The sequence below is a fragment of the Micromonospora echinofusca genome (genome assembly GCF_017614955.1).
Lineage (GTDB): Bacteria > Actinomycetota > Actinomycetes > Mycobacteriales > Micromonosporaceae > Micromonospora > Micromonospora echinofusca_A.
Genome location: NZ_WVUH01000236.1, coordinates 1 through 11,770, shown reverse-complemented (window position 1 = coordinate 11,770; position 11,770 = coordinate 1). Strand labels below are relative to the sequence as shown.

Below are 11,770 nucleotides of genomic sequence, written 5' to 3'. Positions count from 1 at the left end.
CAACCAGATCTCGTGACCGCCCACCCGGAGAAAAGCTGTCCGCCCACCCGGATGCCCAACGTCCGCCCACCCGGCGATCCAAATGACCGTTGACAGGCCTGTCTGATCAGGTCCCGGGATCACCCCCGCGTGCGCGGGGAGCAGATCTCCTTCAGCCGGCGGACCATGCCGCCATCGGGATCACCCCCGCGTGCGCGGGGAGCAGGAACTGCCCGGCCGCCGGTTCCGGGTGCGCGAGGGATCACCCCCGCGTGCGCGGGGAGCAGTGCCACCCGGTCGGCCCGTAGTGGCCGAACCAGGGATCACCCCCGCGTGCGCGGGGAGCAGGACCGGGAGACCGAGTCGATCGACGTGCAGTCGGGATCGCCCCCGCGTGCGCGGGGAGCAGGTTTGCCGGCCGGTCCAGCTCGCGGGCGAGCAGGGATCACCCCCGCGTGCGCGGGGAGCAGCGCGTCGTGGTCGGGTACAGCTCCGTGCGCTCGGGATCACCCCCGCGTGCGCGGGGAGCAGGACAGCACCGCGTCCAGCTTCGCCACCAGGCTGGGATCACCCACGCGTGCGCGGGGAGCAGACCGGGCCGACCGGGCACGCCAGGACGCTCCGGGGATCACCCCCGCGTGCGCGGGGAGCAGGTAGCCGGGGCAGCGCCCGCCACACGGCGAGCGGGATCACCCCCGCGTGCGCGGGGAGCAGTTGCCTACCGTCGCCGAGGTTTGGGGCGCGTGGGGATCACCCCCGCGTGCGCGGGGAGCAGTCGGGGTCGGTTAGTCGCGGTCGCCGTACATGAGGATCACCCCCGCGTGCGCGGGGAGCAGTACTCCCAGGGTGGCACCGGCGGCAACTCCGTCGGATCACCCCCGCGTGCGCGGGGAGCAGGAGCGGTACCAGCTGCGTCAGCCGGCCCCTGAGGGATCACCCCCGCGTGCGCGGGGAGCAGAGCGCCCACCCATTCCCGGGGCCGCCATTGGTGGGATCACCCCCGCGTGCGCGGGGAGCAGTGGTAAGAACTGGTCACCATGGTCCGTCACCAGGGGATCACCCCCGCGTGCGCGGGGAGCAGGGCTTTTTTTACCTCAAATCAAGTCGGGCCGACTGGATCACCCCCGCGTGCGCGGGGAGCAGACTGGATCGGGACGCCGTTCCGACCGGCAACCTGTTCCGGATCACCCCCGCGTGCGCGGGGAGCAGGACAGGTCACCGGACCGGGAAATGCCAATCCAAGGATCACCCCCGCGTGCGCGGGGAGCAGGAACGGTCAACCCGACCATGCAAATCTGCCGGAGGATCACCCCCGCGTGCGCGGGGAGCAGACGGTTCCCCGTCTCCACGGCAATCAACGCCTGGGATCACCCCCGCGTGCGCGGGGAGCAGGTAACGGATGCCTTGACTTTCCCACCCGGGGCGGGATCACCCCCGCGTGCGCGGGGAGCAGGTGCGCGTGACCTGGTCCAGACTCATCCGGCGGGGATCACCCCCGCGTGCGCGGGGAGCAGTAGATCTGTCCGGTCTTGCTGTTGACCAGGAAGGGATCACCCCCGCGTGCGCGGGGAGCAGTGCCGTTCGATGATGTCGAGCAACCTCGTGGTGGGATCACCCCCGCGTGCGCGGGGAGCAGTGGGCCCCGGCCCCACCGATGGACCCCGACACGGGATCACCCCCGCGTGCGCGGGGAGCAGGGGGCCGATCACGCACACCCCGATGTTGGCGGTGGGATCACCCCCGCGTGCGCGGGGAGCAGTGGGCAGGCCGCCCAGCTCGACCAGGACCCTCGGGATCACCCCCGCGTGCGCGGGGAGCAGGGGATCTTTGCAATTGCCTCCGAGAATCGTCCGGGATCACCCCCGCGTGCGCGGGGAGCAGTGACAGCTATGACGCGGAGACTGTCACTCCCTAGGATCACCCCCGCGTGCGCGGGGAGCAGCAGTGGCGCCGGGACATGGCACAGCACCTCGCAGGATCACCCCCGCGTGCGCGGGGAGCAGAACCAGCCGGTCTGTCCGGCGATAGCCGCCAGGGGATCACCCCCGCGTGCGCGGGGAGCAGGGACTGTGAGCGGACTCGAAGGCACGACCGAACGGATCACCCCCGCGTGCGCGGGGAGCAGGCGCGGAGTCCCTTACTGGCGATCATGGCGGCCGGATCACCCCCGCGTGCGCGGGGAGCAGGCCCCTGCCCTTGAATCGATCCCGATGGATGAAGGATCACCCCCGCGTGCGCGGGGAGCAGACCCTGGACGCCGCCGCCCTGGACGTGGGCACCGGATCACCCCCGCGTGCGCGGGGAGCAGCGGCGGATGGTCATCATCCGGAAGGCGCTGTCCGGATCACCCCCGCGTGCGCGGGGAGCAGTGTCGCAAAATCGCTTACGGCACCTGCCGACGAGGATCACCCCCGCGTGCGCGGGGAGCAGGATGGCTGTTCACAGACTGCCAACCGGGCATCGGGATCACCCCCGCGTGCGCGGGGAGCAGCTGACGCCCGCGCACGCCAGCGATTCTCCGAGAAGGATCACCCCCGCGTGCGCGGGGAGCAGATCAGGAGATCGTCGGTCAGGATATCTGGCGGGGGATCACCCCCGCGTGCGCGGGGGGCAGCAGTACCGAAGTGCGCCGGAAGGGGCGCCCCTGGGATCACCCCCGCGTGCGCGGGGAGCAGGCTTGTTGACCTGCGGCGCTAGAGATCAACTTCCACTGTTTTCATCACTTTGCTTCAGAGGCACCATCGAGCCGGTCGGGCTTGACGGCCGTCTGCCGAACCGGCGACGTTTCGATGCTTTGCTCCAGCCTACGGCCACGGCCGGATTGTAGGGCTTGCGGCCGGTGGGGCGGCGGATCAGGGTGATGCCGTCGAGATCCACGGGTTCCCAGTGGTGGTCGTGGACCTGGAAGGAGAGTCGCTGCTCCCCCGGTTGCTGGTAGACGAGCAGCGCGCGACCGGGGCCGGCCATGTCGATGACCTTGCTCCAGAGTCGTTGCCGGATTCGGCTGTTGACGTGTCCGACGTACACGCCTGCGGAGATCTCCAGCAGCCATTGGGTGAGGTGGCCGCGTAGGCCGTCCGGGCAGGCGGTGAGGATGATGACGGTCATCAGAAGTCCACCTCGCCGCCGCCGTAGTTGCGTCCGCTGGCCTGCTCCGGCCCGGTGTCGTCCCAGAGCCGGACGGTGTCGTCGCCGGCCTCCACGTCGAGCCATTCGTCGTCTACCGCCCCGGTAGGGCGGGGGGTCAGTAGAAGGTTACGGATGTCGCGGACACAGCGTTCGAGGATGGCGCCGTTGTGGACGCGGTCCCGGACGGCCCGGCGGGTGTCGGCGCCGATGTCGGTCGATCCGCTGGCGGCGATGTCGAAGGCCACGGGGATGGTGATCTCGGCCTTGTAGAGGTCGGCGATGTCGTACACGAAGGATCGGTCGTGGCCGGTGTGCACGAAACCCAGCCCGGGCGCGGTGCCAATGGCGACGACGACGGCGTGCACGATGCCGTACAGGCAGGCGTGTGCCGCTGACAGTGCCTGGTTCACCGGGTCGCTGCTGGTGAAGTCGTCCGGGTCGTACTCCCGCTGGCTCCAGGTGATCCCGGTGCGTTTCGCGTGTTCGCGGTAGCAGCGACGTACCCGTGCGCCCTCCTTGCCGCGTAGTTGCTGCATGGTGAGGGTGTCGGTGTCCTCCCCGGGGAAGCGCATGCGGTACATGGCGCGGGCCACGTGGAGGCGCCGGTCGCGGTGGGACACGGCTGCGGCCTGGGCGACGAGCAGCCGGCTCGATCGGGCCAGGGATCGGCCGTGGGCGTAGTAGCGGATGCCGTGCTCGCCGACCCACACCGCGGTGGCGCCGTTGTCGGCGAGCAGCATCATGGCCTGTTGGGTGATGGTGGTACCGGGGCCGAGCATGAGGACCCCGAGGGTGGCCGCCGGGATGTGGACGACGCCTTTGTCGTCGGTGGCGGTGATCGCGTTGCTGTCCCGGTGGATGACGCAGCGTTCCAGGTAGACGAAGCTGAGCCGGTCCTGGGCGCGGTTGAGGTCGGCCAGTTCCGCCGGTGGGACGCCGGGGATCTTCACGTACCGGCCTGGGCGGGTGCGAGGGTGAGCAGGCCGCAGCCGTACGCCTTGGCGTGTCCGATGCCGCCGGTCAGCGCGCGGCGGAAGGCGTCGGTGTCGGTGACGTGCAGGATGCCGTCGTAGATGGCTGTGGTGAGGGTGACGGTGCCCGTGCCGCGTTTGAAGGTGTGGGTCTGGCGGCGGTGCAGGCGCAGATTGGGCAGGCCGTCGTGCTGGGTGGCCAGGGTGAAGCCGTGCCGGGCGGTCCGGTTGGTGAGCCAGGCGATCTGTTCCGGTTCGCGTAGGTAGCCGAAGCGTTGGGTTTCCTTGGCGTCGGCGGTCTTGCGTCCGCTGTGGGTGGGGTTGGCGGTGAGCCGGAACGCCCACTGCTGCCCGGGGCGCAAGGAGCCGAGAAGTCCGTCGTAGTCGCGGGTCACCCAGGTTTCGGTGGTGGGCCAGCCGGCCTGCTCGACCAGGTGGGTGAGGTCGGGTCGGCCGGGGCTGACGAGGTAGAGGTGGACGGTCGCGGTGGGTGAGCTGTCGAGGCGCCACAGGGTACGGGTGCCGTCGCGCTCGTAGTCCTCCGGAGCGGCGAAGGCGGCGCGGACCGCTGCGTGCATGGCCTGCGGTGAGGAGAGCAGTTTGCGCGCGTTGCGGCGGGCCGGGTTGATCTGGAATCGGGTGAGGTACATGCTCAGCCTCCCAGCAGGCTCAGCGGGTCGTGTTCGATGACGGCGGCCCGCTCCGCGAGGTCGTTGGTGACGTCGACGTGTCGACGTAGCACCGACCGCCAGGTGTGTTGCCGGTGCGCGGGGTCGAAGCTGATCGGCTCGTCGGGCACGGTTTCGGTGGCCGGTTCGCCCGGGTGGGCGTCGCGGATGATTTCCAGGCGGATGGTGCGGGCCGCGCGGCGGCGGTACCACTCGGCGGCGAGCCACGGCCAGTCGGTGAGTGCGCCGTCGAGGGTTTGCTCGTGTACGCCGAGGCTGATCGGTCCGGCTGGCGGGCAGGACCGGCGGCCGAGGTAGAGCGGGAAACGTGGCCGGTGCAGTGCGTCCGCGAGTCCGTGCAGCAGCTCTGGTTCGCCGCTGACGGCGGCGAGGAACACCGCGTCGGACAGGTAGAAGCGGTAGGTCAGCTTGGCGGGCTGGCGGCCGTCGAGGCTGCGGGCTGTCTGGAAGTCGCGCAGGATCTGTCCGGGCTGGTCGAGGCGTACCCCGAATTGCAGGCCGAGCAGGTCGGTGAGGGGTTCGGTGCGGCGGGCGCCCCGGGCTGCGGCGAGGAGTCCGATGACGCCGCTCTTGGTGGGGGCGATCTCGGTGCCCCGGCGGGTGAACCGGCTGGATGAGCCCCAGGACTGGAGCGGGCCGGCCAGTCTCAGCAGCAGTACGCTCATGCGGGCTGTCCGAGAGCCTCGCTGACCTGCTCCCCCACGGCGGTGACCAGTTCACCGAAGCTGACGGCCTTGCCGAGGTCGGCCAGGGCGCGGGTTTTCTCGCCGACCTGGGTGACCCAGCTGCCGACGGGCCTTTCGCCGTAGGCGTTCTCGACGGCCATGGTGTGCTGGGCGAGCGCGGTGGCGGCGAGTTCGACCCGCCCGTTGGCGTCGGTTTCGCGGATCGGCGTTTCGAAGGCGCCCACCAGGTTGATCGCCTGGGTGTCGCGTACCCGCACCAGGATGGCGTCGGGCAGCGTGCGGTGGGCGAAGGTGTTCTGCTTGCCGGTCGGCATGCTGCGGGCGAACGCGGTCAGGAACGCCTCGACGGCGGCCCGGGTGGCGGTGGCGTCGCCGAGGGTGTGGTGCAGGGCGTTGACGTCGACGGTGGCGTACCGGTACAGGGTGGACGAGTTGAACTCGATGGTGCCGATCATGCCGGCGCCGGTTTCGGCGGCGTCGGCCTTGCGGTCGTCGACGGCGGTGAAGTAGTCGAACTCGTTGTCGACGGCGTGGACGCTGATGGCGTGGGCGACCTGACAGGCGGCGTCGACGTTGATGTCGGTCATGTCGGCGACCATCCGGCCGAACATCGCGATGTCGACGGAGTGGTCGGTCCTGGCCAGGGCCTTGAACCGGGCTTTGTCCAGGGGTGCGCCGCCGCGCGATGCCTCCAGCGCGGCGGCGGCGAGGTTGTCCAGTTGCCGGTTGCTCAGGAACAGCAGGTAGCCGGACTCGACGTCCTTGACCTCGCCTTTCTTCTTGTCGGCCTTGGCCAGGCCGCTGGCCAAGAAGACGTCGGCGGCCAGGGCGGACGCGGCCTCGGGGGTCAGGTCGGGGTCCAGGTTCCGGATCCGGGCGGCGAGGGACTCGCCCACGCGCTTGGTGCGTTCGCCGAGCTGGGAGTGGTCGAGAAGGTCGGCGAAGGCCAGTCGGATCGCCCGCTTCCAGGCCTGGCTGGACACCCGGGCGCGTCGTACGCCGCCGTAGCTGGCGGTTTTCGGGGAGCCGGTGTCGTCGCGGTTCAGATTGCTCGGGGGGACCGTCTGGAGTGCGTAGACGTCGATGATGGTGCGGTTCATGAGGGCTCCTCCTCGGCGGTGGTGGTGTCGGGGGTGTGGGTGTCGGTGCCGGGCTGGCTGCGGAAGAACTCGCGGCCCCAGATGGCCTGGACCTTGGGGCGGCCGAAGGGGCGACGCAGCGTCAGCAGGTCGTCGGCGAGCAGGCCGTAGTCGAGGGGGATCTGGTGTTCGCGCAGCATCGTGATCAGGCTGCGCAGGTGGTGGATGCTCTCGGGGTAGGTGCTGGCGGTGCCGAGCGCGGCGAACCGGCGCCGTACCCCGTCCGGCCCGGTGGAGCGGCGGACCAGGTCGGACAGGGCCTGGCCCAGGCCGCGTCGGTCGACGTGCATCCGTTCCCGGCGGGACTGTTGGTGCAGTGCGTACAGGGTCACCGCGTCGTGGACGGCGTGTTCGGTGTCCGCCGCCTCGGCGTCGTCGGCGGGCCGGTGGCCCAACAGATGTTCGGGTACCTGCAGGTACCGCTCCAGGGTGAAGTCGAAGCCCGGGGTCCGGCCGATGCCGCGTCGGAGCCGGGCCAGGGCGCTGACGGCCTCGGGGTGGGGCACGGTGCTGAGTACCCGGGCCTGGAGTGTGCCGATGGTGCGGGCGACGTGGTCGCCGAGTTCGCTGCGGCGCCGGGCCCAGGTTCTGCGGGATGGGCCGGCGGGCGGGTCGATGTCGGTCACGGTCACGCTCTTTCCTCCTGCCGTTGGTGCGGAGAGTCGGCCGCCATCGGCAGCGCTTTGGCCAGGCCGAGCCGGAACCACGCGTCGGCCTGGGAGCTGGAGTAGTGCACGTCCCTGCCGTTGCGGTCGGTGATCGTGCGGCCGATCCAGGCGGTCGGTCCGGCGGCGGCGACGAGTTCCCGGCCGAGCCGGTCGATGGCCCGGCGGACCCGGCGTTGCCATGCGGCGCGCTCGGCCACCGGGTCGCTGTCCGGACCGAGTCGGGCCAGCCAGTCGCGGAAGGCGCGGTCGAGCAGCGCGTACCCGCGTTCGGCGGCCCGGTCGGCCTCGCCGACGTCGGTGTCGCGGCTGCCGGCGGCGCGGGCCAGGTTGTCGGCGAGCCGGCGCAGTACCTTTACGGCGGCTTCCGCGTCGCCGGTGGCGTCGACGGCGGTCGCGCGCAGCGCGGAGTCCTCGACCAGCAGCAGTACGTTCATGGTCAGGGCGTCGCTGAAGACTTCGTCGACGACGGACTGTTGGGTGCCGTAGGTGACGCTGGTGGCGCGGGTCCGGGTGGTGAAGTCCGCTCCGACGACACCGGTGACGGTCAGCCGGGCCAGCCACTGGACCACCATCGGCGACAGTCGCTGTGGTGGTTCGCCGCCGGGTGGTGGCGGTGGTGGCAGCAGGGTCTGTAGGCCCCTCCACAGGGCCCGGGTGTGGTCGTGCGGGCGGGGTAGGTAGATCGGGGTGCGTTTCTGGGCGGTCTCGCGGGGTCCGCTGCGTCCCCAGACGCTCATCGGTTCGAGCAGGTGTCGGTCCTGCCAGTCGAGCCGGTCACCGATGGAGATCATCGCGCCGGTGACGGCGGCGGCGTCGCCGAACAGCCGGATCCGTCGGGACTGCCAGGTGTAGAGGCTGAGCAGGCCGTACGGGCCCCGGGTGGCGTCGGCTTCCTCGGCGGCGGTCTGCGGTTCACGTTCCCACACCGGCAGGTCCCGCTCGTCGGTCACCTGCCAGCCGGGTGCGACCGGTACCAGGTTGAGCAGCAGTGTCTCGGCCAGGGTCGCGCCTTCCAGGTGGACGCCGCCCAGCGAGCCGAGCGAGCCCACCCCGATGGAGTAGCCCTTGCCGTTCTTGACCCGCGTGTCGCCGACCGCTCCGGTCTTGATGCCCGCGGCGTCGTACGCCTGGCAGTGCACCAGCCACCGGGCTGCCTCGGCGGGCGTGATGGCGTCCAGGCCCGGTCCGGCGCGGGTGGTCAGGAACGGCAGGCCGTTGGGCACGTCGGCGATGAGGCGTTCCAGTCCGTACCTGGTGTCCTTGGCGGCGTGCAGGTCGGCGACCTGGTAGAACGGGTGCACGGGGTGGAGCAGGTCGAATCGGTCGCGGAAGGCGTCGAGGTATTCCGCGATGTCGGCGACGGGCAGTTTTCGGTCCCGCCACAGTGCCCGCCAGGCGGCCTCGCCGGGTGGGCCGTCGGTGGCCCGGTGCAGGATCGCCAACGCGAGCCGCAGCAGCGCGAACGTCTGGGTGGGCAGGTCACAGGCGATCATGCGGATGTCGTGGGCCTGCTCGAAGAGGCCGAGCAGCGAGACCTCGCGGTGTTGGCCTGCCGTGTCGAGCACCGGGATCCATGCCTGGTCGAGCAGGGAGTACCCGGCGGGGTGCGGTGCGCCGGTCACCGGCATCACCTCCTTCTGGGGTCGGGATGGGCTCAACTGGCGGCGCGGGTTGCGCGCAGCCCTTCGTCGGGGTCGTAGTGCAGGTCGAAGCCGGCCACCGTGGCGTTTCCGTCAGGGTCGATGTCGAGCACGAGCTCACCGGAGAGCCAGGGGTCGTCCTGCCAGGCGCTGACGTCGGTGCGCTGCTCCAGGTCGGCGATGACGTCGTCGACGATGTCGGCGGCGGTCATGGCACGCGGTAGGGGCAGGGTGCAGCGGGCGATCAGCCGGGGCAGCGGGCGGCGTGGGACGCTGGCGGTCGGCACGGTGACTCCACCGCCGTCGATCCAGGACGGGAGGGTCAGGCCGTCGGGTGTGCGGACCAGGAGCAGGACTTCGAGGGATTCCGCGTCGGTGTCGCGGACGTGGCCCTGCGCCACGCGGTCGTCACCGTCACCGACGCCCCCGGAGAGCCAGCCGATCAGGGGTACGCCGGGCTCGGCGACCTCGGCGAGGCGGAAGCCGTTGGCTTTCAGTTCCTTGGTGGTCATCTCGTCGTGTTGTCTGGCGTCCGCCTCGGCCATCGCGGGTTGCCAGGATGGCGGGCCGGTCGGCTCGGCGCCGTAGGCGGTCTGGGTGAGCGGTGCGATGTCGGCCGGCAGTCGCAGGGGTTCGCCGTCGAGGTGGGGCAGGAGCACGGCGGCGCTGCGCAGCAGGGTGGCCGGTTGGTAGACGCGGCGGGAGCCGGTGACGGGTTCGGGTGGTTCGGTGCTCCAGTCGGCGCCGGTGATCCAGCAGGTCGGCGTGGCGATTCGGGTGGGACGGTGGTCGCGGGGGTGACGGTGCAGCCGGCCGATGCGTTGCAGGACGAGGTCGACCGGGGCCAGGTCGGTGACGAGCAGGTCGAAGTCGATGTCGAGGGACTGTTCGGCGACCTGACTGGCCACCACCACGTGCCGGTGCGGACGGTTGCCGGTGCCGGGTGGTCCGAAGGTGTCCCGCAGCCAGCGGTCCTTCGTGGCCCGGTCGACGGCCATGAACCGGGAGTGCGCCACCGTCACGGGGGTGTCCGGGCCGAGGGTGTCGCGTAGCGCGGCGGCGGTTTCCTGGACCCGGGCCACGGTGTTGCGCACCACGAGGGCGCAGCCTCCGTCGGCCAGCTGGTCGCGCAGCAGGTCCGTCAGCGCCGGCAGATCGTCGGCCAGGCGTCGCACGGTGACCTCGATGCCTCGTCCGGAGTCGGCGCAGCTCGTGGCGGCGGCGCCGCGTTCGGCGGTAGAGACGGTGACCAGGGGGTATCGCAGGTCGGTGCGCAGGTCGGCGTACGGGTCGACGCGTGGTTTGCCACGGTCCCGCCAGGTGAGCGGGGGTGGGGCGCCGAGCCGGCCGGTGTCGTACGCCTTCATCAGCTCGGCCCGGCGGTGTGCGGGCAGCGTGGCGGACAGGACGACGACGGGCACGCCGTACGCGCCGAGCCAGTGCAGCGCCCGGTCGAGGAACTGTGTCATGTACACGTCGTAGGCGTGGGCCTCGTCGATGACGACGATCTTGCCGGCCAGGCCGAGGTGACGCAGTACCAGGTGTTTGCTGCGTAGGGCCGCGAACAGGAGCTGGTCGATGGTGCCGACGACGAAGCTGGACAGCAGGGTCCGTTTGGGGCCGGCGAGCCAGCGGTGCACGCCGATGTCGGTGCCGCCGTCGTCCTCGGCGATGCCGGTCGGCAGTGAGGTGATGCGCAGCCGGTCGTAGTCGGCGTTGAGTGCTGCTTTGCCGTGGGCCAGTCGCACGTCGCGGGCACCGCGGCCGATGTGGGTGTCGGGTAGCCGGCGTAGCCAGGACAGCATCCTGCCGAACATGGCGTCGCTGGTGGCCCGGGTGGGTAGCGCCAGGTAGCAGCCGGACGCGCCGGTGCGGCGGGCCAGGGTTTCCACCGCTGCGAGGGCGGCTTCGGTCTTGCCCTCCCCCATGGTCGCTTCGACGATCATCATGCCGGGTACGGGCATGGTCTCGGCCAGCTCGGCGACCGTGCGCTGGACCGGGCGGGGTGTCGCGCCGGCGGGCAGCACGAACCGCGCGGCGAACAGCTCGTCCACGCTCGACGGTGGTGCGGCGGGATGCCAGGGGGCGGGCAGGTCCAGCAGTTCCCAGCCGGATCGCAGTCGGTCGTCGTCGGTGGCGTCGAGGAGGTACGGGAAGTAGTCCTCGTTGCTGGCGATCCAGTCGGCGGTGATGACGAGGCCGGTCAGTAGTGCCTGTACGGGTTGGGACAGCGGTGCGGTGTCCCAGTCACTGAGCCGTTCGCCCGCGCCGGACCGCTCGGCCATCCAGGTCAGCAGTTCGTGCTGTACGTCCTGCCAGAGCTGGTCGCCGAGCAGATGTGCACGGGTCCGGACGTCACGCAGGCCCTGGTCGGTGGGGGGAATGCCGTGGTGGCCGCCGACGATGACGGCGTACGGGTGGGGGTCGGTCCAGTCTTGCTGGTGCAGCCAGTCGGCCAGGACGAGGTGCCCGGCGGTGGCGTGCGGGGCGTAGCGGCGGTCGGCGCGGATCAGGTCACGGTGGTAGCCGAGTCCGTGGTCGCGCATCCGTTCGGCGAGGTGATGCGCCTGGTGGGCGAAGGCCGGGGTGGCTTTGCCGATGTCGTGTACCCCGGCGATCCAGACGGCCAGGGTACGGGCGTCGGTGTCGCCGCCGGGCAGTTCGTCGGCGATGCGTCGGCGCGCTGCCGGGCTGAGCCAGTGGTCCCAGAGTTGTCCGGCCACGTCGGCGGTGTCGGCGAGGTGCCGCCACAGGGGCAGCCAGCCGACCGGTGAGGTGCCTCTGCGGTCGGTCTTGCCCCAGACCGAGCGGGCCGCGTCGCCGAGGGTGGGGCCGGCTGCGGTGGCGGGCGGGGTTATCGGGTCACCGG

8 protein-coding genes and 1 CRISPR repeat array are annotated in these 11,770 nt (G+C 71.2%); all 8 genes read right to left on the bottom strand.

The window, feature by feature from the left end:
- Positions 1-116: 116 nt before the first annotated feature.
- Positions 117-2,654: direct repeats of the CRISPR family, unit length 28 nt; unit sequence GGATCACCCCCGCGTGCGCGGGGAGCAG.
- Positions 2,655-2,679: 25 nt separating this feature from the next.
- From cas2e to cas3, 8 genes are read right to left on the bottom strand one after another with little or no spacing between them, the layout of a single operon-like run.
- Complete coding sequence (gene cas2e, locus GSF22_RS23140) at positions 2,680-3,087, bottom strand: type I-E CRISPR-associated endoribonuclease Cas2e (RefSeq protein WP_208815838.1); 408 nt, start codon at positions 3,085-3,087, stop codon at positions 2,680-2,682.
- Positions 3,087-4,058: a type I-E CRISPR-associated endonuclease Cas1e gene (cas1e, locus tag GSF22_RS23135; RefSeq protein WP_208815837.1), complete on the bottom strand. Its 972-nt coding sequence runs from the start codon at positions 4,056-4,058 to the stop codon at positions 3,087-3,089. The genes cas2e and cas1e overlap by 1 nt, the downstream gene beginning before the upstream one ends.
- The gene (gene cas6e, locus GSF22_RS23130) at positions 4,055-4,729 is read right to left on the bottom strand and encodes a type I-E CRISPR-associated protein Cas6/Cse3/CasE (protein WP_208815836.1); all 675 of its coding nucleotides are present in this window, start codon (positions 4,727-4,729) and stop codon (positions 4,055-4,057) included. The genes cas1e and cas6e overlap by 4 nt, the downstream gene beginning before the upstream one ends.
- Before the next feature lie 2 nt (positions 4,730-4,731).
- Complete coding sequence (gene cas5e, locus GSF22_RS23125; RefSeq protein WP_208815835.1) at positions 4,732-5,433, bottom strand: type I-E CRISPR-associated protein Cas5/CasD; 702 nt, start codon at positions 5,431-5,433, stop codon at positions 4,732-4,734.
- Positions 5,430-6,554, bottom strand: coding sequence for a type I-E CRISPR-associated protein Cas7/Cse4/CasC (cas7e, locus tag GSF22_RS23120; protein ID WP_208815834.1), 1,125 nt, complete (start codon positions 6,552-6,554; stop codon positions 5,430-5,432). The genes cas5e and cas7e overlap by 4 nt, the downstream gene beginning before the upstream one ends.
- Positions 6,551-7,225 (bottom strand): type I-E CRISPR-associated protein Cse2/CasB, encoded by a 675-nt coding sequence (gene casB / locus GSF22_RS23115; protein WP_208815833.1) that lies wholly within the window; start codon positions 7,223-7,225, stop codon positions 6,551-6,553. The genes cas7e and casB overlap by 4 nt, the downstream gene beginning before the upstream one ends.
- Entirely contained in the window at positions 7,222-8,883 is a 1,662-nt protein-coding gene (gene casA / locus GSF22_RS23110; RefSeq protein ID WP_307804242.1) for a type I-E CRISPR-associated protein Cse1/CasA, read from the bottom strand. Before casA ends, casB begins: the two co-directional genes overlap by 4 nt.
- Positions 8,884-8,915: 32 nt before the next feature.
- Positions 8,916-11,759: a CRISPR-associated helicase Cas3' gene (gene cas3 / locus GSF22_RS23105; RefSeq protein ID WP_208815839.1), complete on the bottom strand. Its 2,844-nt coding sequence runs from the start codon at positions 11,757-11,759 to the stop codon at positions 8,916-8,918.
- Positions 11,760-11,770 lie beyond the last annotated feature (11 nt).

Excerpts from the sequence above, each read along its gene's own strand:
- cas2e (WP_208815838.1), bottom strand. The coding sequence starts at position 3,087 with ATGACCGTCATCATCCTCACCGCCTGCCCGGACGGCCTACGCGGCCAC.
- cas6e (WP_208815836.1), bottom strand. The coding sequence starts at position 4,729 with ATGTACCTCACCCGATTCCAGATCAACCCGGCCCGCCGCAACGCGCGC.
- cas5e (WP_208815835.1), bottom strand. The coding sequence starts at position 5,433 with ATGAGCGTACTGCTGCTGAGACTGGCCGGCCCGCTCCAGTCCTGGGGC.
- cas7e (WP_208815834.1), bottom strand. The coding sequence starts at position 6,554 with ATGAACCGCACCATCATCGACGTCTACGCACTCCAGACGGTCCCCCCG.